This window comes from Pseudoalteromonas sp. MMG010 (assembly GCF_018100905.1).
Taxonomy (GTDB): Bacteria; Pseudomonadota; Gammaproteobacteria; order Enterobacterales; family Alteromonadaceae; genus Pseudoalteromonas.
In genome coordinates, this window is sequence record NZ_JAGJEG010000003.1 from 106,674 (window position 1) to 129,228 (window position 22,555).

Genomic DNA, 22,555 nt, shown 5'->3' on the forward strand with positions numbered 1-22,555 from the left:
GTTCGGAGACTATTTTGGTTATAAAGTGTCAGTTTAAAGAAATGCGTTCATACCTTAACGACATAGAACAGCGTTTTGGTTTGGAGCAATGGGCGCAGTCGCAAACACACTTTTCGTTACATTACGACGAACAAGGCTTAAGCTTATATAAAACGGACGAACCTAAATTAGGGGCTATTAACGTAGACTTTGTGACAGGTGCAGCCGCTCATCGGCGTAAGTTTGGTGGTGGTAAAGGGCAAGCAATCGCCAAGGCTGTAGGATTAAACAAAGGAGCGACGCCTGTTGTGCTTGATGCAACTGCCGGGTTAGGCCGAGATGGCTTTGTACTTGCATCACTTGGTTGTAAAGTTATTTTACATGAAAGACATCCTGTGGTGGCCGCTTTACTTTATGATGGTTTGCAACGTGCTTACAGTAACAGCGAAATAGGCCCTTGGATGCAGCAAAATATGACCTTAATATTTGGCTCGAGCCATACTTTACTTTCTCAATGCGAAAGTATGCCAGATGTTGTATACCTAGATCCTATGTTCCCACATAGAGAAAAGTCAGCGCTGGTAAAAAAAGAAATGCGCGTGTTTCAACAACTAGTCGGTGGTGATGCCGATGCCGATGACTTACTTGATTTTGCTTATCCTTTAGCAAGTAAAAGAGTGGTAGTAAAACGTCCTGACTACGCCCCGTTTTTAAATGATAAAGCACCCAGTATGCAAATAAAAACAAAAAAGAACCGCTTTGATGTATATGTAAAAGCGGCAATGGTTTAAACAATCGAATTTGACGCTTTAAACCGGTTTTGTTTTATAGATTGTCGTATTGCCCACTTTATCAATAGTACACACTGCATTGCGGCCATTATTTTTAACTTCATATAATGCTTTATCAGCACGTTCTAAAATACTTAAAACCGTGTCATCTTTGTTTATTAATGTCAGGCCAATGCTGATAGTTAAAGAGATGTCACTAAACATTTGAGTATTAATAAACTCTTTAAAGTCCAGTGTTTGTTGTAACGCAGTTGACTCGACAGTATTTGATAAAACAATGGTAAACTCTTCACCGCCCCAGCGGGCAATAAATACATTGCTACTAAAATAAGTTTTTAGAGTTGCGGCAAACTCAGTTAATACTTTATCACCGGTTAGATGCCCATATTGATCATTAATACGCTTAAAGTAATCAATATCACAAAGCAAGATATGATGTGTTGTGTCTTGGGGTATATCGCTTAATAACTTACTTAAACTACGATCAAACTTTTGCCTATTATACACGCCGGTTAGCTTGTCTGTATCGGCTAGATTTTGTATTTGGACATTACGTAAAGATAAATAGGTATAGGCTGAATTATGGGTTTTTTCGTAAAACCTAAACATCAAAATATGTGCGATACAGACTTCTATAATATTAAATAAAGACCCTAAGCTTATTATGACCGTTTGTTGGTATTGTTGATAAACAAGGTAAGCACAAATAGCTGATGTAACAATACAAACGAGCGTGGCAGAATTTCTATCAACTAAGAAAAATGCTAACGGCGGTATAAGGGTGACCCAAAATAAAGAATGTGCATACCCTTTAGCTGAAATAATAAATGCCATTATTAAACCAACCGTGAGTAAAACAACTGCCCAAGATGCTTGATTTACCGTTGCTTTTTTGCAAAACCATAACGTAACAACAAGTGATAAAAATAAACCAGTGGCATCAATTATGGCTAAATCATAACTAGCAAAATAAAAAACATTAAGTGCAGTTAAAATAAAAAAATAAACAGTCATTAACAGCAACAAACTGGCAATAAGGCGAGTGCGCCAAAAATCTTTATGATCTTTTGGCTGTTTAGGGAATTGTTTGTACCATAAATTGAGCATTAAATTGGCTTTAGTATTGCAGTTGATTCTGAGATTATTACTTATTTTATTTACTTATTATAGTTTTAGTGTTTATTTTTTATCGCTATTTAACAAGTGAGTATGCACTTTTAAAGTAAAAATAATAAATGTTTAACTTATAACTTTTAACAAAACAGCGAGTGCAATAAGTTAGATGTTTAACACTGAGTAACAAACAGATCAGCAAGCGGTTAATTAGCTTAAAGTGTATTTTGTACATATAGGTTAAGGCTTGGGATCCTAGGATCTTGAGGTGATCTCTGATAGAATTCGCGCAATTTTTTGGCATAAGTAAGTAACATAATAATGATCTTAGATGATATTCGTATTGTTTTAGTTAACACGTCTCACTCGGGTAATATTGGTTCAGCGGCACGCGCGATGAAAACCATGGGACTATCTAAATTATATTTAGTCGACCCAGCATGTGAAGTAGACAGCCATGCTAGTGCGTTAGCTGCAGGTGCAACCGATGTACTCGGTAATGCGGTTATTGTTGATACTGTTGCAGATGCGATTGCTGGTTGTGCACTTACGATTGGCACAAGTGCGCGTTCGCGTACTTTATCTTGGCCAATGGTTGAGCCACGTGAGTGTGGTGAAAAGCTAGTTGGCGAAGCGGTAAATGGGCCAGTAGCTCTTGTGTTTGGTAGAGAAAACAGTGGCTTAACAAATGAAGAACTACAGCTTTGTAATTATCATGTATGCATCCCTGCAAATCCAGAATACAGCTCACTTAATTTAGCGATGGCGGTTCAAACCTTATGTTATGAAACGCGTATGGCGTTTTTAAATCAGCAGCCACAAAAAGAAGAGCAAGACGACACTGTTTACCCTAGCTCTAAACAAACCGAACTGTTTTATGATCACCTAGAAGATACATTACACAATACTGGTTTTATTATTAAGCAGCACCCGGGTTTGGTAATGACTAAGCTTCGTCGATTATTTAACCGTGCACGCCCAGAAGATGCCGAGTTGAATATCTTGCGTGGTATTTTAACTTCTATAAATAAGTCTATAAAATAAACCAAAGTTATAAGGCTAATACTTGACTAATTTACTCAGGTAATTAAAATGCACATAATACCTGACTAAAAGGGTCGGGTATTAATGAGATTAGAATTAAAGTGCATACTTAGAGCTTAAGATAATACTTGACTATTTTACTCTGGTAATTAAAATTTGCACTCTTTTGTGCATGGGGCGTCGTTATGAAATTAACATCTAAAGGCAGATATGCCGTTACAGCTATGCTAGATGTTGCGCTACACGCAAGTGTTGGCCCCGTAGCCCTTGCTGATATATCTCAGCGCCAAGAAATTTCATTATCTTATCTTGAACAATTATTTGCGCGTTTACGTAAAAATGGGTTAGTGAGTTCGGTAAGAGGCCCTGGTGGTGGATATTTATTAGGGCGTGAAGCAAGTGTTATTTCGGTGGGCGATGTAATTAACGCGGTAGATGAGTCGGTAGACGCAACGCGTTGTCAAGGTGCTAATACTGGATGCCAAAGTGGTATGCGTTGTTTAACACATACTTTATGGTCAGAGCTAAGCGCACGAATAGAAGATTTTTTAAATAATATTACTCTTGCTGAATTGGTCGAAAAGTCAGATGTTAAAGCCGTCGCATCTCGCCAAGATAACAGCATAAACGATGCAATCAAGCAGTTAGAAAATATTCAAGTAAGCTGTCAACTTTAAAGTTGACGAGTAGCGGAGAGAAAAATGAAGTTACCGATTTATTTAGATTACGCAGCAACTACACCGGTTGACGAGCGTGTAGCGAAAGAAATGATGCAATGCCTTACTATGGATGGCAATTTTGGTAACCCAGCATCACGTTCGCACCGTTTTGGTTGGCAAGCTGAAGAAGTAGTTGATCAAGCACGTACAGATATCGCTGATTTAATTAATGCAGATCCACGTGAAATTGTTTTCACATCGGGCGCAACAGAATCAAACAACCTAGCAATTAAAGGTGCTGCACAGTTCTATAAAAAGAAAGGTAAGCACGTTATAACCGCTAAAACTGAACATAAAGCAGTTATCGATACTTGTCGTGAGCTAGAGCGTCAAGGCTTTGAAGTTACCTATATGGACGTTGAAGAAAACGGCCTATTAGATTTGCAAAAACTTGAGCAAACTATGCGCGAAGACACTGTGCTGGTAAGTATTATGCACGTAAATAACGAGCTAGGTGTTATTCAAGATATTGCGACTATTGGCGAAATGTGTCGTGAACGTAAGATTATGTTCCACGTAGATGCAGCACAAAGCGCGGGTAAAGTATTAATTGATGTACAGCAGCTTAAAGTTGACTTTATGTCGTTCTCTGGTCATAAAATTTATGGTCCAAAAGGGGTTGGTGCACTTTACGTTCGTCGTAAACCTCGTGCTCGTTTAGAAGCACAAATGCACGGTGGTGGTCACGAGCGTGGTATGCGTTCAGGCACTTTAGCAACGCATCAGTTAGTAGGAATGGGCGCTGCATTTAGAATTGCTAAACAAGATTTTGAAAAAGATCACGCACATATCAGTGCACTGCGTAAGCGTTTAATAGACGGTATTATGGCCGATATGGACGAAGTGTACTTTAACGGCACACAAGATCAATCAGTACCTGGTATTGTAAACATTAGCTTTAACTTTGTTGAAGGTGAGTCGTTACTTATGGCAGTAAAAGATATTGCTGTATCATCGGGTTCAGCATGTACTTCTGCAAGCTTAGAGCCGTCGTATGTATTGCGTGCTTTAGGTCGTAACGATGAGTTAGCGCATAGCTCAATTCGTTTTAGTATCGGGCGTTTTACTACCGAAGAAGAAATTGATTATACCGTTGAGTTAATGAAAAACTCTATCGGCCGCCTACGCGAGATGTCTCCTTTATGGGAAATGCATCAAGATGGCGTAGATTTAGATTCAGTAGAATGGGCTCACCACTAATAGTGTGAGCACATACCGTAGCAGGTAATGAGGAAAGAATTATGGCTTATAGCGACAAAGTAATCGACCACGTAGAAAACCCACGTAATGTAGGTGCTCTTGATAAAAATGATCCGTCAGTGGCAACGGGTATGGTTGGCGCACCAGCATGTGGTGACGTAATGAAATTGCAAATTAAAGTATCGTCTGAAGGCGTTATTGAAGATGCAAAATTTAAAACGTACGGCTGTGGTAGTGCCATTGCTTCATCTTCTTTGGTAACAGAGTGGGTAAAAGGCAAAACATTAGACGAAGCTGCAACGATTAAAAACACTGATATTAGTGCTGAGCTAGAATTACCACCAGTGAAAATTCACTGTTCAATTTTAGCCGAAGATGCGATTCAGGCAGCTATTGCAGATTACAAAAGTAAACAAGCGAAGTAAGAGAACCTCATGGCAGTGACATTGACAGATGCGGCAGCAAACCGCGTACAATCTTTTTTAGCAAATCGCGGAAAAGGTTTAGGCCTGCGCGTAGGCATTAAAACGACAGGCTGTTCAGGTCTTGCTTATGTACTAGAGTTTGTTGACGATTTAAACGAAGACGATGAAACATTTGAAGCAAAAGGTGTTACCTTAATTGTTGATGCTAAAAGCTTAGTTTATATTGATGGTACTGAGCTTGATTACACCAAAGAAGGCTTAAATGAAGGGTTTAAATTTACTAACCCTAACCAAGCTGATGAGTGTGGTTGCGGCGAAAGCTTCACCGTTTAATTACTTTGTGTAATTGTTTTCTTAAGCCCTGCAACTGTAGGGCTTTGTTCTATCTGAAATTTATATGGTTTTAAGATGCGCTATTTTAAGTTGTTTGCTATACCCGTTGATTACAATGTAGATTTGGCTTTAGTCAATAAAAATTACCTTGATCTGCAACGTGCTGTGCACCCTGATCGTCACGCTAATGCAAGTAGCCGCGATAAGTTAATGGCTGTGCAAAGTGCTGCCGAAATTAACGATGCACTACAAACGTTAAAGCATCCGGTAAAACGTGCCGAGTATATGCTAAGTGAGTTAGGTGTAGATATTAGAGCTGAGCAACAAACGTTGCAAGATCCACTATTTTTAATGCAGCAAATGGAACTTCGAGAAGAGCTTGAAGAACTTACTTCAGCCACCGATGTCGATGCTGCTATTGCGCAATTTGAAGAAAAAATAAAACAATTAAACACGCAATATAGTGCACAATTAGCCGAGCAACTAGCCAGTAATAATGAGCAGGCATATCAACAAGCCGCCGACAATATTCGTAAATTAAAATTTGTGTATAAATTACGCGACGAATTAGAGCGTATTGAAGACAGTTTATTCGACGATTAATCATTCATTTGCTGCAAAGCAAGTTATACGAGTTTAAAGAGCATTATGGCATTATTGCAAATTGCTGAGCCGGGGCAGAGCGCGGCACCACATGAACATAAGTTAGCAATAGGTATTGACCTAGGTACAACCAATTCATTAGTGGCAACAGTACAAAGTGGCGAAGCACGTACACTTAATGATGATTCGGGCACTGCGATGCTACCATCGGTTGTGCGTTATCAAGCTGATGGCATTAGTGTTGGTAGCGATGCAGCACAGGCTGCAACCCAAGACCCTGCTAATACATTAATTTCAGTGAAGCGTTTTTTAGGTAAAACACAAGCCGAAATAGAACAAAGTTATGGTCAATTGCCTTATCAGTTTTGTGAAGATAATGGATCGTTAGCCATTGAAACTGCGGCGGGTAAAATTAGCCCTGTTAAAGCTTCTAGCCATATTTTAGCGTCGTTAAAAGCACGTGCAGAGCAAAGTTTTGGTAATCAAGATATATTAGGTGCGGTAATTACTGTTCCTGCTTATTTTGATGATGCTCAACGTCAAAGTACGAAAGATGCAGCAGAATTAGCGGGTATTAATGTACTTCGTTTATTAAACGAACCAACAGCGGCTGCGGTTGCTTATGGCCTTGATTCGGGGCAAGAAGGAATCATTGCCGTTTACGATTTAGGCGGCGGTACTTTCGATATTTCTATTTTACGCTTACACCAAGGTGTGTTTGAAGTTATGGCAACCGGTGGTGATTCAAGCCTAGGTGGTGATGATTTTGATTCACTATTGGTTGAGTACTTTAAGCAACAAACGGGTGTGACGGCGTTATCGCCTTCTGATTTACGCTTATTTATTAATAAAGCGAAAGCATGTAAAGAAGCATTAAGTCAGTACGCTAAAGTAAACGTAGGGCTAGAGTTTAATGGACAAAGCCATACGGTAGAAGTTACCCGCGAAATATTTAATGAGCTAGCCACACCTTTAGTTAAAAAAACGCTACGCTCCTGTCGTCGCGCAGTGAAAGACGCTGGCATAGAAAACGAAGAAGTGCTGCAAGTGATTATGGTCGGTGGTTCTACACGTATGCCGCTAGTCCGTAGCCAAGTAGAAAGCTTTTTTAATAAAGAGCCACTTACATCAATCGACCCTGACCGCGTTGTTGCATTAGGTGCGGCGTTACAAGCCGATGTATTAGTGGGTAATAAACCCGATTCTGATATGTTACTGCTTGATGTGCTCCCTTTATCATTGGGGCTTGAGACGATGGGTGGCTTAGTTGAAAAGATTATTCCACGTAATACCACGATCCCTGTTGCGCGAGCACAAGAATTTACCACGTTTAAAGATGGTCAAACGGCGATGTCGTTACACGTGTTACAAGGTGAGCGCGAGCTAGTTGATGATTGTCGTTCATTAGCCAAATTTAGCTTAAAAGGCATTCCAGCCATGGCCGCTGGTGCGGCGCATATTCGTGTTACTTTTAAAGTTGATGCCGATGGTCTGTTAAGTGTGTCGGCAATGGAGAAATCAACCGGTGTGCAAGCTGAAATTCAAGTAAAACCTTCATTTGGTTTATCTGATGAACAAGTAGCAAGTATGCTTAAAGAGTCTATGAGCAATGCAAAGGGCGATATGCAAGCTCGTATGCTAAAAGAGCAACAAGTTGAAGCTCTACGCGTTATCGAAGCGCTTGAAGCGTCATTAGCAACTGATTCGCAATTATTAAGTAATGAAGAGCTAACTCGTTTACAAAGCGAAATAGCCGAGCTTGCACAAGTGCGCCAAACAGCGACTGAGCCAAGTGATATAAAAGCAGCCATTAGCAAAGTAGATAATGCAAGTAGCGTATTTGCAGAGCGTAGAATGGATTCATCGATTAAAAAAGCCCTGCAAGGGCAGTCAGTAGACAACGTTTAAAGAGGTTAGAATGCCACAAATTATTTTTCTTCCCCATCCGGAATTATGTCCTGACGGCGCAGCAGTAGAAGCACCAACAGGGCAAACTGTACTTGATGCTGCATTAAAAAATGGGATTAGTATTGCCCATGCGTGTGAAAAATCATGTGCATGTACAACCTGTCATTTAGTGATCCGTGAAGGATTTGATTCACTTGATGAAAGTGATGAGCTAGAAGACGATATGCTAGATAAAGCATGGGGTTTAGAGTCTGAGTCGCGCTTAGGTTGCCAAGCGGTAATTAAAGACGAAGATTTAGTGGTAGAAATACCAAAATACAACCTAAATATCGTTAATGAAGAACATTAACAGCTAGATAGCACGTTAAAAAAGCTTTGCCGTATTACGACAAAGCTTTTTTTATAACCACTTATTAGCTTAAGGTTGCTATTGTACAGCTAGGTACTGATTTGCAATTTATTAAATTTAACTTGCTAAAGTTCTTATTTTTGGCATTTTTTACAAAAAATAGTGCTACGTTGCCCCAGGCGTATTTCCTCAAGCTCTGTTTTACATATAGTACAAGGTTGACCTTTTCGGCCATAAACTAATAATTTTTGTGCAAAATACCCCGGCTTTCCATCGCTTTGAGCAAAGTCTTTTAATGTCGTGCCCCCCTGTGTAATAGCCTCACTTAGCGTGTCTTTTATGATGGGAATTAATGTATGATAGCGTTTTAACGAGACTTTACCCGCTTCGCGCTTAGGGTGAATACCTGCTTTAAATAATGATTCGTTTGCGTAAATATTGCCCACCCCCACAACGGTAGCATTATCCATAATAAATTGTTTAACAGGTGTTTTTTTATTGCGAGATTGCTCAAATACACGTTTAGCTAAAAATTCATCGGTTAATGGCTCTGGGCCTAATTTAGAAAGTAATTTATGGGTTGTGTCGTTTTCTTGCCATAAACAACAACCGAAACGTCGCGGGTCGTTTAATCTAAGTGCTTTATTATTTTCAAAAATAAACTCAATATGGTCGTGCTTTTTTAAAGGCTCGTTAGCGCTAACTACCCTTAAATTGCCCGACATCCCTAAATGTAATATAACGCTGCCTAGCTCACAATGCAGTAATAGGTACTTAGCTCTGCGCTCTACCTTGGTCACTGCTAGGTGCTCTAATTGATATACTTCTTCAGGTACAGGCCAGCGCATATTCGGATTGTGAATGTTTACTTTAATAACGGTTTGATTAAGGATATGAGGGGTGATCCCCATTTTGCTCACTTCTACCTCTGGTAACTCTGGCATTATTTAGTGTCTCCTTTAGTAAAAACGGCACTTGGGAATAGTGTTTTTGCAGTACTAAGATCGAGACCTAATATACGCTGAGTATTTTTTTCTAGCAGGTAATAGCGGTCATTCCCTTGATAAAGTAAATAAACCCAAGGTAGCTTTTCGCCAGCTAATTCAAAGGACGCTACATATAGGGGCGCTTTAGGGTTAAACACTACGGTTTCGTGTTCGGGCATGAGTGTTAAGGTTTGCCAGCGATTAATTAATTCACTAATTTGTTGTTCGCTTGGTTGCCATTGTGATGTTTGATTTGCTTTGATACGCCAAGAGGTTCCAATTCGCTCAATCATTTGATCGGCAAATTTAACGGTTAAAACAAAGCTTTGTATAGGAAGGATTGGTTCCATGCTAGGTGCTTGTTGTTGATTAAATAACGATTTATGCCAACCATTCAAAAAGAAAATCATAATTAACATAGAAAAAATGATAACGTTATTCCAACCTTTACGGCCTAATTTCATTGCACTAACTCTGTATAACTTGGGGATTTAAAGTGTAACTAAAACTTAATTGCGCTGTCTATATGTTAAAAGCCGTATACTTTGCTAGAATATCGGCAAATTTATAGGAGTTCCGTCAATGTCTATGTATGTAGTGGGCCATAAAATCCCAGATTCAGATTCAATTTGTGGTGCAATTGCACTGGCTTATTTAAAAAATCAAATCGATGAGCCTGCAATTCCAACACGTTTAGGTGATGTATCGCCAGAAACGCAGTTTATTTTAGATAAATTTGGCTTTGAAGCCCCTGAGCTAAAATTAAGCTATGCCGGTGAAGATGTATACATTGTTGATCATACCGAAAAAACACAAGCGCCAGATGATATTGATCAAGCGCGCGTAGTCGGTGTTGTTGATCACCATAAACTAGGCGATTTAACGTCTTCTACACCGCTTGAGTGTTGGATCCGCCCTGTGGGTTGCTCAAATACGATTATAAAAATGATGTACGATTTTTACAGTGTAGAAATCCCTAAAGATATCGCAGGCATTATGATGTGCGCTATTTTAAGCGACACTGTTATTTTTAAATCGCCAACATGCACTACAGCTGATATTAAATGTGTTGAAGCATTAGCTGAAATTGCTGGCGTTGAAGACTTTAAAGAGCTTGGCATGGATATGTTCCGTGTTAAGTCGGCTGTTGAAGATACCCCAGCACGTGACCTAGTAATGCGTGACTTTAAAGACTTTAATATGAATGGCAAGCTAGTGGGTATTGGCCAACTAGAAGTAATTGATTTAGCTGTATTTGATGATATTAAAGCTGATCTTGAAGCGGATATAGCAAAATTAAAAGAAGAGGGTGGTCGCCACTCTGTATTTTTGCTTTTAACCGATATTATGAAAGAAGGCTCTGAAATGCTGATTGTTTCTGATGATGAAACATTAGTAGAGCAAGCGTATGGGGTTGTGCCACAAAACGCTAAAGTATGGTTAGATGGTGTATTAAGCCGTAAAAAGCAAGTTGTACCGCCACTACAAGATGCATTTGCTAAGCTTTAATTAAAGTGATTAGTTAAAAACGGGCCGCGAATGTTAGCGGCCCGTTTTTATTTGTATCAATAAAATATAAAACACGCATGATCTTTAGCTAAGGTGCATGTTATTTACAGCTCAAATGGAGCGACACCGACAGCATTTATTTTATAACCGACCTGTGCAATTTCGCCTGACCATGACTCTGTGGTGATGATACCTGTAACTACAATGGCATCGTAAAGGCTTTCAATAGGTACTCCACCTTTAATGCTCACATGCACGATTTGATTTGGCGGCGGAGGCGGCACATGAATACAGGCTCCAAAGTAAGGCACTAATAAAAATTCGGTAATGGTATTTTCATCTCCCTCAAGCGGAACGACAAAACCAGGTAAGCTCACCGACTGACCATTTAATTCAGTGACGGTAGGGGCATCTAAATCAGGTTGTACCCAATTTTGTTCAGTACCTTCGTGATTAGCTTGTTCTTGTGAATTTAGTTGTAAATGCCCTTTGGGAATTAAGTCTTCCCAAAAAATTTCTTTGGGTGGGTTTGCAAAGCTATTAAAACTGACAACTAGCAAGCTAATTGTCAGCCATGAATAAAAATGTACTTTAAAAAATGTCATGGTGTTCCTAAAAATCATACTTTTATGCTCATACCATCAGTTAACGAATAAAAGTAAGCGCGGGTTGCGGGTATTAAGCCAATAATAAAACCAGATCCCATAATAATCGCTATTAATGTGAGTTCATAGTATGACAGCGACGTAATGTTAATACTTATACCAGCATGAGTTTGTAAATAGGTTGCACTTGTTAGCATTAACACATAAAACCAAATGCAGCCGACTATACAGCCAAGTAAAGTTATAAAGAGCGATTCGATACTCATAAGCGTAAATATATGCCATGGCTTAGCACCCACTGAGCGTAATATAGCAAGCTCTCTGCGACGCTGATTTAAATTTGCCAACAAAGTGGTTAGCATGCCAAGTAGACTTATTAGTACGACAACGGCTGAAAATAATAACAGCACTTTTTCGACAATCGTGAGCATTTCCCATAGCTCTTTAAGTGTGACCGCAGGCATGATGGCCAGTAATGCTTCGGGTTTATATTGATTTATATTTCGTCTCATTTGCAAAGTATAAAGTGGAGAGTTAAACCCCATCAAAAAAGCTGTTATTTGTTTAGGTTGACCAATTAATGCATTATTTTGCTCATCGTGCTCATCGTGCTCATCGTGCTCATCGTGCTCATCGTGCTCATCGTGCTCATCGTGCTCATCGTGCTCATCGTGCTCATCATGCTCATCATGCTCATCATGCTCATCGTGAGCACTCGATGCATGACGACTATGAGAGGCATGAATTAAATCAATAGCTCCTAGTGGAATATGCAATGTTTTATCAACTGGCGTTCCTGTGGGGGCTAATATACCGACAACAGTAAAAGGGTTATCTTTATGATGATGAAAACTGGTATTCCCCATGCCGTGTGAAATAACAATGCTGTCGCCCAGTTTATATCCTAATTTAGTAGCCACTTCGTTACCTAATACCACGTCGTTAATATGCTTGAAAGCCTGGCCTGCTACGAAACGAAGGTTTTGTTTTTTAGCATAACGGTAATAGGTGAAGTAATCTGGCGAAGTTCCTAATACAGCGTTGCCTTTGTGGCTATCGCCTAAGCTAATTGGGATTGTCCATTTAACACCGCGTTGATTTTTTATGTAGTTATAACTTTCCCAACTAATACCATTATTAGCATGGCCAATTCTAAATACCGACGACAATAATAACTGTATATCACCAGTGCGCGCGCCCACAATTAAGTCGGTTCCCGATATGGTGTTACTAAAGCTGCTTTTTGCATCAAGCCTTATACGCTCAATGCTTAGTAGTAACATCACGCTAATCGCAATCGTTAATAAGGTTAAACACACACTGGCGCGGCGGTTTAATAAGCTTTTAAAAGCAAGTTTGGCTAAAATCATAATTTATCCTGCAAAGTAACCAAGTTAATACTGCGATTAAATAGCGGTTGCAGTGAATTATCGTGGCTGACAAAAACTAACGTACTGTTACTGTTTTTAGCTTGTTCAAATAATAAGTTTATGAAGTGTTGGCGATTATCAGTATCGAGTGCCGATGTTGGCTCGTCGGCAATAATAATGGCGGGGCTGCCAATAAATGCACGTGCAGCGGCAACACGCTGCTGTTGGCCAATACTTAAATCAGCAGCATTACTGTAATGCAGATTGGTATCTAATCCAAGCGCATTAAGTAAATGGGCTGCTTGTTGTTCTAAGCTACTGGCATGTTTTAGTGCATTGCGTTTGCGTGACGTTGAAAACTGACATCCAAGCACCACATTTTCAATAGGCGTTAAATAGGGTAATAAATTAAAGTTTTGAAAAATATAGCCTATATTGTCGGCTCTAAATGCATCACGCTTCGCTTTTGTTAGCATTTGTAGCGATTTACCTAAAATAGTTAACTCCCCGCTGGTGGGGCTATTTATGCCAGCTAATAAACTTAATAAAGTAGACTTACCACAGCCACTTGGGCCATGTAAAAAGACGTGTTCACCTTTATTTATTGATAAATAAGGAATATTGAGAGTATTCGAGAGGGCTTTTTTATGCCATTTAAACGAAATGTTAGATAAAGTGATCATAACAACTAATAATATTTAAAATACAGTGTTACCACTATAATGCCATGCAACTTATGAGTGTGAAAGGCTTGTAATAAGTAAAACGTTTATACTTTATTATTTGAGCTTTTTAGTATGCTAGATTATTATACAGCGCTTATAACCCCATACCATACTTTGCTCTTTGAGCATCCCTAACCCCCGGAGATAGCATGACCAGCTATAAAGTTTTAGATGTTAATGACGATTTACCAATTCGCACCAAAGGCAAAGTGCACAGCGGAAAAGTGCGTTCTGTTTACTGGCTTACCGATGAAGACAGTGCCCGATTGATTGCTGATAAAGGTTATAAAGTCCCTCAAGGTACTGAGTTGGCAATTATGGTTATTTCCGACAGAATTTCGGCTTTTGATTGCATTTGGCAAGGCGAGAATGGCTTAAATGGTGTGCCAGGTAAAGGCATCGCATTAAATTCAGTCGCGGCTCATTGGTTTTCGTTATTTGATAATGCAGGCCTTGCAGGTAATCATATTGTCGATATTCCTCATCCTTATGTGTGGATTGTACGCAAAGCAAGTACTGTAAAAGTTGAAGCGATTGCTCGTCAATATATTACCGGTAGTATGTGGCGAGATTACGCAAAAGGTGTACGCAACTTTTGTGGCATTGATTTACCCGAAGGGCTTAACGCTAATCAAAAGCTCGACAACGTATTAATTACTCCATCAACTAAAGGTATTATTGAAGGGGTTGCTGAGATCCCCCCTGTTGATGATGTAAATATCACTCGCGACAATATCACGAACAATCTAGCGGTATTTAACTTTAACTCGGTTGATGATGTGAGCAAATACGAGCAACTATTAGTTGAAGGCTTTAATGTTATAAGCGCAGAGCTTAGCAAGCTTGATCAAATATTTGTCGATACTAAATTTGAATTTGGTTATGTAGAAGACATAGATGGCAGTCAAAACCTCATATACATCGACGAAGTAGGCACGCCAGATTCGTCTCGCATATGGGATGGCGCAGCTTATCGTGATGGTAAAATTGTTGAAAATTCAAAAGAAGGGTTTAGACAACTACTTATCAGCAATGTCCCCGACAGCGACGTATTATTAAATAAAGATCGTATGGGCGAACGTGAGCAATTAGCTAAAGATTACATTTTGCCTGAGTCAGTCATGCTCGAAGTGTCTAATACGTATGTAGGGATAGCGAGTAAAATTATTGGTAATGAAATTACTATTCCAGCCGATCCGCGCCAAGAAGTCATTGATATTTTAGATACAGACTACGGGTTAATTGTAAAATAATAATACTAAAGTCGTTGAATACCTCGTAATTATTTAGTTATTTTTAATTATGGGGTATTTATACTTGCAATTACACCGCAACTTTAATTAACTTAACAGAAGATTAATTTAAGGTGTTTTTTGATAAACTGATTTTTACTGTGGTTCATAATTAAATAGTATTAAGTGCTTTCTAAACATGTCAATATACTTGATATCACGTAAGATATTTTTCATCTAACAAATCATTCTTTTTAATCATTAATTAAATTTATCGCATGTGTTGAAAGACAATATTTAAACAAATAAAAATTAAAAAAATAAATATTAGCGCTAAAATTGAAGAAGGTTTACGTTTATATACTCCACTGCGCATTATTTTGAATAACCAGTTTAAGGCTAATTAATGACGAACAGTTTAAAAAACCGAATAATGTTATTATGTGTTGGTTTAATTTTATTAACCACATTAGCAAGTCTATTTAGTTTTTGGTTTTCGGCTAGTAAATTTCAAGAAGAAAAAGTTAACCAAGATATACAAGTTGCCGAAGGTGTTTATAAACAATACTTAAAATCAAAAGAAAGCTTACTACTTACCGCCGCTAAAGTTTTAACCTCTGACTTTGGCTTTAAGCAAGCGGTTGCTACCCGAGATGCCGGCACTATTAGCAGTGTATTGTTTAATCATAGCCAGCGTATTGATGCAGATTTAATGCTCTTACTTGATTTAAAAGGGCAACTCATTTCTGCTAACAATAGTGCTGATAGATTTGAGCATAACCTTGAAGCATTAATGCATGAGCTATTATCAAAACCAGAGCAATCAAATTTTGTAGTATTAAATAAACAACTCTATCAAGTTATTTTATTACCTGTAAATGCACCTAGAACCGTAGCTTATAGTCTAGTTGGATTTAAAATAAGCACTGATGTTGCCAAAGAGCTAAAAAGCCTTACGAGTATGGATGTAAGCTTTATAGCTAGTGCAGATCAATTAGCTAAAAGCTCTCTAGAGTCAAATAAGCAGGATATACTTCCTACCGAATACTTTAAACAGGCGAGTACTTCACGGTTATTTGGCGAACTGCCAGTGTATCGAAATCGCAATATAGATTTACCATCACTGAGCAAACATCCAGTAAATATTTTATTAAGTGCAGATTTAACACAAAGCTATACAGATTTAGAAAAATTGTTTTTAACCGTTATTGTTGTGGCTATTTTAACTATTTTTGTAGGTGTAGTAACCAGTAGCTTATTAGCAAATAATTTAACAACCCCATTATCACATTTAGCAGCAATGGCTAGGCAGTTTGCATTAGGTAACTACAATGTTGAGTTTAGTACTAAAAAGCAAAGTATAGAGATTTCAACCTTGGTTGATGCGTTTAATAACATGGGTAATGATATTAATGAGCGTGAAAAACAAATAAGTTTTCAAGCTCGCCATGACTCGTTAACAGGGTTATATACACGCTCAGCAATGCTTGAAGTGCTTGCTAAGCAACTGGATGAAAAACAGGCTTATACTTTGGTCGCAATTGATATTAAAGGCCTTAGGCATATCAATGATAAGCTTGGTCCTCAGGTAGGCGATCAATGTATTAAAACAGTCGCACTTCGCATTTCTGAATTTAGCGAAAGGTTTGGCGGGTTTAATGCGCGTATTGGTGGGGATGAACTATTAGCTGTTTTTCCAACGCAAGCCCAGCAAAATATTAACGAATTAATGGCCAGTTTACAGGCGTGTTATATTGTTAAAAAACTGAGTATTGCATTGAACTTTAGTGTTGGGGTATTGCAATACCCCGCGCAAGGACTCAACCCTGATGACTTAATTCGACGAGTCCTTATTGCGGTTGATAGTGCGGCTCATACCGTTGATGGAATACATTATTATGAAAATGGTGAAGATGAGGAATACTTAGAGCGTTTAGAAATGCTCGATGCACTCAAGCAAACCTTAAACAACAACGATGGTCAATTATTTATGACCTATCAACCAAAGCTGCATTTTAAAACTAAAAAAATCGATAAAGTAGAGTCATTAATACGTTGGCAGCGTGAGGATGGCAGCTGGGTATCACCTGAGGTATTTATTGATTTAGCCGAGCAGTCGGGGTTAATTGTTGAATTAACACAGTGGGTTATAAAAACAGTCGTTACTCAAGTAGCCCAATGGCAAAGTAAAGGTATTAATATGCAAGCCGCTATTAATGTCTCTGCGCAAGATATTGCGCAACCCAATTTTCATAGCAACTTACTAACTATTTTAAATCAAAATAAAGTAGACCCTAAGTTGATCACTATTGAGCTAACTGAGCGCGATATGATCGAAAATGAAGCTAAGGGGATATTAGCGCTTGAAGAGTTAAATAAAATTGGCGTAAAAGTATCATTAGATGATTACGGTGTAGGGCAAACATCACTCAGTCGTTTAAAAACACTTCCTATTGATGAGCTAAAACTCGATAAATGCTTTATTTTAAAATTAGATGAATCGGAAAAAGATCAATTTATAGTTCAGTCTTCTATTACATTAGGGCATCAGCTGGGCTTTACCGTCGTAGCCGAAGGCGTTGAAAATCTTAATTCACTCAAGTTATTAAACGCGATGAAATGTGATCATGCCCAAGGCTACTTTCTGAGCCGTCCATTAAAAGCCGATTTATTAGAGTTATGGTTAGTCGACTATTATACTAATCAAAAAGAATAAATAATTCATACGATTGCTTTTTAGAAACAATGAACCGAATCAATTTAGCAAAAAAATAGTAAATATAGCCATAGAGCATACGCAATATTGCATTTATTAAAAGGCACATTTAGTATGGCTTTTAATAAATGTAATATGCTCTTGAGCGACTGATTGACTCCTTATGAAACAATATTTTTATTTACAAATTAATAAACGTTTATAAAAATTTTTAATAAAATAAGTGCAATGTTTAATATAACTGCGCGATTTCATAGCCTACTTATATGATATAATTATCTAGGTTTACTCGTCTTCAAATAACATTTTTTTGTTATGTATTGATATAAAAATATAGTGATTTAATATGAAAGTAATTTTCGATACCCAAAGCCTTTATTATTTACCTCAATACATCCCTGTTTTTAAAGAGCTATCTAAAGAGGGTATTAAAAGTAAATTTGTTTTTTATAAAAACCCTCACTCACCATTAATTCAAAACGTTATTAATCACTATAATCTAGACCATATCTGGGTCGATAAAGAGTCTGAGGCCATTAGCTTTTATGAGAAAGAAAAGGCTGATTGGGTTTTCTTTGCAAATTCATTTCCTTACTTAGAACGCTTACACAAAGTATCTAAAAGTGCTCAGTTAGGTCACGGTATTGGGCCAAAAGCGAGTTATTATACCAAATCAAGCAAGTCGATGACCGTTCGCTTTGTTGAAGGGGAATATCGTTGCAGTCGTTTAAAAACGATGTACCCAGAAGATGTATTTATTGATGTTGGCTTTTGTAAACTAGATCCCATATTTAATAATGAGCAGATAGATGGGGCTTTAAATTTAACTCATTTCAGTAAAGAAAAGAAAACAATATTATATGCGCCAACCTTTTACCCAAGCAGTTTAGAGCTATTTCCTAAAAACTGGCCAGAGCACTTTGCTAATTATAATATATTAATTAAACCCCATTATTTTTCAATTAGTAAAGAAAAATATCAAAAGCATGTCGAGTTGTTAAAGGCTTGGGCTGAATACCCCAATGTGTATTTAGCTAGCGTAGAAGATTACTCTTTAGTTCCTTTTTTAGCTGAGGCTGACTTACTAATCAGTGACGCATCGTCTGCGTTATTTGAATTTGCCTTATTAAATAAGCCTGTTATTTGGTGTGACTTCCTTAAATTAAGATGGAGCTACCGAGGTATATTTTCTTATCGCTTTAAAAAAAGAATGGATAAAGATTATGGTGAATATGCTGATTTAGCCGTACATGCAAAAAAATATAAAAATTTAAAAAATTTGGTAGAGCAGCAATTAGCCGAACCAAATCACTTGGCAGATAAAAGATTATCATTATCGAAGAAACTTGCTGGAACATTAGATGGAAAAGCAAGTCAAAGAATTGTCGAATATCTGAAAAATAATTCTATTTAACACGTAAAAATACAAGGATGAAGTAAATGTTAAAAGACTTTAAGTTCTAAATAACTATTAGGTTAAAAAATGAAAAAAATTGGTTACACCACAGGCGTTTTTGATCTGTTTCATATAGGTCATTTAAATATTTTAAAAAGAGCTAAGTTAGAATGCGATTACTTAATTGTAGGTGTAACCACCGATGAGCTTTGTAAGTCAGCTAAAAATAAAGTACCTGTGATCCCTTTTCAAGAGCGACTTGAACTTGTGGAAGCAATAAAGTTTGTTGATGAAGTGGTACCTCAGGTTAATTACGATAAAGAAGAAGCGTGGAATAATTTAAAGTTTGATAAAATGTTTGTTGGTGATGACTGGCAAGGGACCGATAAATGGAAAAAAATAGAAGCCGATTTCGCTAAAATTAATGTAGAAATTTGCTATTTTTCTTATACTTCGCACACTTCAAGTACAAAGCTTCGTGAGGTTTTAGATAAAATCACTGCTGCGTCTTAAATTATTCAACCCGCGCTTTAGAAAGTTATCTCTATAAAATAATACGTTGTAATTAGGCACTTTGATGAGTGCCTAATCTGTATATTGTCGTCAGATTATAAATAAGAAATAGAGGGGAGTAACAGTAAGGCACCTTTATTTCTGTTTTTTATATCCATAGGGGCAATTTTTACAATTATTTTTACAGCACGTTCCTCGCTTTAAAAAAAACCACTTAGAAAAAACCATGTAATTATTTTCCATTGTGTAATCAAGCCCTGCTATGAGATTGTCATTATTTTTAAATGGCCTAGCAAAAGCGAGTTGGGTTTTAATCGGCTGAGTATAAATGTGCTGTAAGAAATGATTTATTTTAGCTAAGGTGCAAGTTCTGCATAGGCAAGCTGTTGCTTCTGCATCAAGAGGTAAAATAGCGGGCAATTCGCTGCACCAACATGCAGATATATCGTTTACATTGCATGTAAGTAATGTATTACATTGAGAGCAGTTAAGTTGGAGCATGATATGTCTTTTAAGTATTAATGTAGTAAGAATAACATAATGAATATAAAAACAGCATTAGCCGAATTTGTTGGTTTTGGCGATAATAAAGAAACGGCCATTGGTGTCATCGCTGCCACGCCAAGTTATGGCCAAGATATAAACTATAGCGTAACCACGCAAGAGGTTATTAAGGTGCTTGAGCGGGTCGTTAATAATGAAATTCCATTAGATGATTTGCTGTTATGGGCAAATGTTATTGAATCGAGAGATGATATTGCTTGCGGTGAATCCGAGGGAGTCATTTACGCACTCAGTAATGACGATCAAATGGGTGAGTTAACGATTGCAAAGCTAGTACAAATATTACACCTGTTAAACAACACCCCTGACTAGCCATTAAAAAGCCAATGCTCACAAAGAGAAGCAAATGAGAAGCTATAAAAACGTTCTAGTCGCTACTCTAAAGCGCAGCGTCTCTAAAGCGAAGCGCCTCTTTGTGCATAAATGGCTTATTCACTTAATCACTTAAACCAAAAAACAAAAACCAATGCTCACAAAGAGAGGAAAATGAGGGTAAATGAGAAGCCAAAACACAAAATAAAACATGCCCTAGTCACTAAATCACTACTATAAAGCACAGCGTCTCTAAAGCGAAGCGCCTCTTTGTGCATAAATGGCTTAATCACTTAATCACTTAATCACTTAAAAACCAAAAACAAAAACCAATGCTCACAAAGAGAAGAAAATGAGGGTAAATGAGAAGTGAAAAACACGCTCTAGTCCTAAACCACTAAGTTACTACTCTAAAGCGCAGCGTCTCTAAAGCGAAGCGCCTCTTTGTGCATAAATGGCTTAATCACTAGCTTTAATCACTTAAAACCAAAGACAAAAGCCAATGCTCACAAAGAGAAGTAAATGAGGGTAAATGAGAAGTGAAAAACATGTTCTAGTCCTAAATCACTAAGTTACTACTCTAAAGCGCAGCGTCTCTAAAGCGAAGCGCCTCTTTGTGCATAAATGGCTTATTCACTTAATCACTTAAACCAAAAAACAAAAACCAATGCTCACAAAGAGAGGAAAATGAGGGTAAATGAGAAGCCAAAACACAAAATAAAACACGCCCTAGTCACTAAATCACTAAATCACTAAATCACTACTCTAAAGCGCAGCGTCTCTAAAGCGAAGCGCCTCTTTGTGCATAAATGGCTTATTCACTTAAACCAAAAAACAAAAACCAATGCTCACAAAGAGAAGAAAATGAGGGTAAATGAGAAGCCAAAACACAAAATAAAACACGCCCTAGTCACTAAATCACTACTCTAAAGCACAGCGTCTCTAAAGCGAAGCGCCTCTTTGTGCATAAATATCTTAATCACTTAATTACTTAAACCAAAAAACAAAAACCAATGCTCACAAAGAGCAGCAAATGAGGGTAAATGAGAAGCTATAAAAACGTTCTGGTTACTACTCATCAGCTACATACAAAAACACCGCGTATATTAGCGCGGTGTTTTTTAACGTAAAAACGAAGGGTTAATCTTTATGATAACCTAAACATGTTTCAACTTCGTTTTTAGAACCCAAAATAACGGCCACACGCTGGTGGATAGCATCGGGTTGAATATCCATAATGCGCTCACTGCCTGTAGAAGCAATACCGCCAGCTTGTTCAACCAACATAGCCATAGGGTTTGCTTCGTATAACAAACGTAGCTTATTCGGTTTTTTAGGGTCTTTAGTATCAGTTGGGTAAGCAAATATACCACCGCGGCTTAAAACACGATGCACATCGCCAACCATTGCAGCAATCCAACGCATATTAAAGTTTTTAGCACGAGGACCCGTATCGCCAGCCACTAAGTCATTAATATAGTTTTGCATAGCCGGCTGCCAATGGCGCTGGTTTGACGCATTAATGGCAAACTCATTGGTATCTTCTGGAATAACCGAAAAATCTTGAGTAAGTAAAAAGCTACCCTGAGTTTTATCTAAGGTAAATAAACGAGTCCCTTTACCAATGGTTAACGCAAGCATGGTTGATGGGCCGTAAAGCACATAGCCGGCAGCTACTTGTTTATGGCCAGGTTGCATAAAAATGCTTTCATCAGCAGCATCAGAACCTTCAGGTGCTTCCATAATAGAAAAGATAGTGCCTACCAACGAGTTAATATCGGTATTTGACGAGCCATCAAGTGGGTCAAAGGCAACAATATATTTAGCGTCGGGATTACCCGCAACAGTGTAGTCTTCTTCTTCAGAGGCTATGGCTTTCACATAACCAGACTCAAGTAAAATATCCTTTAAAAGTTGGTTAGATAAAACATCAAGTTTCTTTTGAGTTTCACCTTGAATATTCTCATCGAGAGTTGAGCCTAACACGCCTGAAAGTGCGCCTTGGCCTACTCTAAACGAGATCTCTTTACAGGCAGCAAGTACTGTACGAATTAATAAAAGAAGTTCGTTTGAACAGCCGTCTTCTAACATCACTGTGGGGAGTCTACGCATTCTATTTTCCTGATAACAAGTTATACCATTGGCAAAAGTTAATCATAATGT

General features: G+C 38.0%; 23 protein-coding genes. 15 read left to right on the top strand and 8 right to left on the bottom strand.

Features of this window, described 5'->3' with window-relative positions:
• Positions 1-14 precede the first annotated feature (14 nt).
• On the top strand, positions 15-770 hold the full coding sequence (locus J8L70_RS05415; protein WP_211054468.1) for a class I SAM-dependent methyltransferase: 756 nt from the start codon (positions 15-17) through the stop codon (positions 768-770).
• Between the two features lie 18 nt (positions 771-788).
• Here the strand turns inward: J8L70_RS05415 and J8L70_RS05420 are convergent, their stop codons facing one another.
• On the bottom strand, positions 789-1,877 hold the full coding sequence (locus J8L70_RS05420) for a GGDEF domain-containing protein (RefSeq protein WP_211054469.1): 1,089 nt from the start codon (positions 1,875-1,877) through the stop codon (positions 789-791).
• A 327-nt stretch (positions 1,878-2,204) separates the two neighbouring features.
• Here J8L70_RS05420 and trmJ point away from each other — a divergent pair, with 327 nt between their 5' ends.
• The 8 genes from trmJ (at position 2,205) to fdx (ending at position 8,464) form a co-directional block, all read left to right on the top strand.
• Positions 2,205-2,927, top strand: coding sequence for a tRNA (cytosine(32)/uridine(32)-2'-O)-methyltransferase TrmJ (gene trmJ, locus J8L70_RS05425; RefSeq protein WP_211054470.1), 723 nt, complete (start codon positions 2,205-2,207; stop codon positions 2,925-2,927).
• A gap of 185 nt (positions 2,928-3,112) precedes the next feature.
• Positions 3,113-3,604 (top strand): Fe-S cluster assembly transcriptional regulator IscR, encoded by a 492-nt coding sequence (iscR, locus tag J8L70_RS05430; RefSeq protein WP_211054471.1) that lies wholly within the window; start codon positions 3,113-3,115, stop codon positions 3,602-3,604.
• A 24-nt stretch (positions 3,605-3,628) separates the two neighbouring features.
• Positions 3,629-4,846 (top strand): IscS subfamily cysteine desulfurase, encoded by a 1,218-nt coding sequence (locus tag J8L70_RS05435; protein WP_211054472.1) that lies wholly within the window; start codon positions 3,629-3,631, stop codon positions 4,844-4,846.
• A 41-nt stretch (positions 4,847-4,887) separates the two neighbouring features.
• The gene (gene iscU, locus J8L70_RS05440) at positions 4,888-5,271 is read left to right on the top strand and encodes a Fe-S cluster assembly scaffold IscU (RefSeq protein ID WP_008131649.1); all 384 of its coding nucleotides are present in this window, start codon (positions 4,888-4,890) and stop codon (positions 5,269-5,271) included.
• A 9-nt stretch (positions 5,272-5,280) separates the two neighbouring features.
• Positions 5,281-5,604, top strand: a complete 324-nt coding sequence (iscA, locus tag J8L70_RS05445; protein WP_211054473.1) for an iron-sulfur cluster assembly protein IscA — start codon at positions 5,281-5,283, stop codon at positions 5,602-5,604.
• Between the two features lie 75 nt (positions 5,605-5,679).
• The gene (gene hscB, locus J8L70_RS05450; protein ID WP_211054474.1) at positions 5,680-6,207 is read left to right on the top strand and encodes a co-chaperone HscB; all 528 of its coding nucleotides are present in this window, start codon (positions 5,680-5,682) and stop codon (positions 6,205-6,207) included.
• Positions 6,208-6,252: 45 nt separating this feature from the next.
• Positions 6,253-8,115, top strand: coding sequence for a Fe-S protein assembly chaperone HscA (gene hscA, locus J8L70_RS05455; protein ID WP_211054475.1), 1,863 nt, complete (start codon positions 6,253-6,255; stop codon positions 8,113-8,115).
• A 10-nt stretch (positions 8,116-8,125) separates the two neighbouring features.
• Positions 8,126-8,464 (top strand): ISC system 2Fe-2S type ferredoxin, encoded by a 339-nt coding sequence (gene fdx, locus J8L70_RS05460; protein WP_211054476.1) that lies wholly within the window; start codon positions 8,126-8,128, stop codon positions 8,462-8,464.
• Between the two features lie 134 nt (positions 8,465-8,598).
• Here fdx and mutM read toward each other — a convergent pair whose 3' ends face one another.
• Together mutM and J8L70_RS05470 are read right to left on the bottom strand one after the other, a co-directional pair.
• Positions 8,599-9,408 (bottom strand): bifunctional DNA-formamidopyrimidine glycosylase/DNA-(apurinic or apyrimidinic site) lyase, encoded by an 810-nt coding sequence (mutM, locus tag J8L70_RS05465; protein WP_211054477.1) that lies wholly within the window; start codon positions 9,406-9,408, stop codon positions 8,599-8,601.
• Positions 9,408-9,914 (bottom strand): hypothetical protein, encoded by a 507-nt coding sequence (locus J8L70_RS05470; protein WP_211054478.1) that lies wholly within the window; start codon positions 9,912-9,914, stop codon positions 9,408-9,410. The genes mutM and J8L70_RS05470 overlap by 1 nt, the downstream gene beginning before the upstream one ends.
• A gap of 118 nt (positions 9,915-10,032) precedes the next feature.
• Between J8L70_RS05470 and J8L70_RS05475 the strand changes: the two genes are divergently transcribed.
• On the top strand, positions 10,033-10,959 hold the full coding sequence (locus tag J8L70_RS05475) for a manganese-dependent inorganic pyrophosphatase (RefSeq protein ID WP_211054479.1): 927 nt from the start codon (positions 10,033-10,035) through the stop codon (positions 10,957-10,959).
• Positions 10,960-11,063: 104 nt separating this feature from the next.
• Here J8L70_RS05475 and J8L70_RS05480 read toward each other — a convergent pair whose 3' ends face one another.
• From J8L70_RS05480 to J8L70_RS05490, 3 genes are read right to left on the bottom strand one after another with little or no spacing between them, the layout of a single operon-like run.
• Positions 11,064-11,564 carry a DUF3299 domain-containing protein gene (locus J8L70_RS05480; protein WP_211054480.1) on the bottom strand — a complete coding sequence of 167 codons (501 nt, stop codon included), beginning with the start codon at positions 11,562-11,564 and terminating at the stop codon, positions 11,064-11,066.
• 14 nt (positions 11,565-11,578) lie between these two features.
• Positions 11,579-12,934 carry an ABC transporter permease gene (locus tag J8L70_RS05485; protein ID WP_211054481.1) on the bottom strand — a complete coding sequence of 452 codons (1,356 nt, stop codon included), beginning with the start codon at positions 12,932-12,934 and terminating at the stop codon, positions 11,579-11,581.
• Positions 12,931-13,617 carry an ABC transporter ATP-binding protein gene (locus J8L70_RS05490; protein ID WP_211054482.1) on the bottom strand — a complete coding sequence of 229 codons (687 nt, stop codon included), beginning with the start codon at positions 13,615-13,617 and terminating at the stop codon, positions 12,931-12,933. Before J8L70_RS05490 ends, J8L70_RS05485 begins: the two co-directional genes overlap by 4 nt.
• Before the next feature lie 191 nt (positions 13,618-13,808).
• Here J8L70_RS05490 and J8L70_RS05495 point away from each other — a divergent pair, with 191 nt between their 5' ends.
• The 4 genes from J8L70_RS05495 (at position 13,809) to J8L70_RS05510 (ending at position 19,516) form a co-directional block, all read left to right on the top strand.
• Positions 13,809-14,912, top strand: coding sequence for a phosphoribosylaminoimidazolesuccinocarboxamide synthase (locus J8L70_RS05495; RefSeq protein WP_211054483.1), 1,104 nt, complete (start codon positions 13,809-13,811; stop codon positions 14,910-14,912).
• A gap of 385 nt (positions 14,913-15,297) precedes the next feature.
• Positions 15,298-17,607 carry an EAL domain-containing protein gene (locus tag J8L70_RS05500; RefSeq protein ID WP_211054484.1) on the top strand — a complete coding sequence of 770 codons (2,310 nt, stop codon included), beginning with the start codon at positions 15,298-15,300 and terminating at the stop codon, positions 17,605-17,607.
• A 346-nt stretch (positions 17,608-17,953) separates the two neighbouring features.
• Entirely contained in the window at positions 17,954-19,021 is a 1,068-nt protein-coding gene (locus J8L70_RS05505) for a CDP-glycerol glycerophosphotransferase family protein (protein ID WP_211054485.1), read from the top strand.
• Between the two features lie 69 nt (positions 19,022-19,090).
• On the top strand, positions 19,091-19,516 hold the full coding sequence (locus J8L70_RS05510; RefSeq protein WP_211054486.1) for an adenylyltransferase/cytidyltransferase family protein: 426 nt from the start codon (positions 19,091-19,093) through the stop codon (positions 19,514-19,516).
• Between the two features lie 135 nt (positions 19,517-19,651).
• Here the strand turns inward: J8L70_RS05510 and J8L70_RS05515 are convergent, their stop codons facing one another.
• On the bottom strand, positions 19,652-20,017 hold the full coding sequence (locus J8L70_RS05515) for a DUF5522 domain-containing protein (protein ID WP_211054487.1): 366 nt from the start codon (positions 20,015-20,017) through the stop codon (positions 19,652-19,654).
• A gap of 39 nt (positions 20,018-20,056) precedes the next feature.
• Between J8L70_RS05515 and J8L70_RS05520 the strand changes: the two genes are divergently transcribed.
• Positions 20,057-20,392 (top strand): hypothetical protein, encoded by a 336-nt coding sequence (locus J8L70_RS05520; protein WP_211054488.1) that lies wholly within the window; start codon positions 20,057-20,059, stop codon positions 20,390-20,392.
• Between the two features lie 1,140 nt (positions 20,393-21,532).
• On the opposite strand, the gene J8L70_RS05525 is transcribed toward J8L70_RS05520, so the two are convergent.
• On the bottom strand, positions 21,533-22,504 hold the full coding sequence (locus tag J8L70_RS05525) for a class 1 fructose-bisphosphatase (protein WP_211054489.1): 972 nt from the start codon (positions 22,502-22,504) through the stop codon (positions 21,533-21,535).
• Positions 22,505-22,555: the final 51 nt, after the last annotated feature.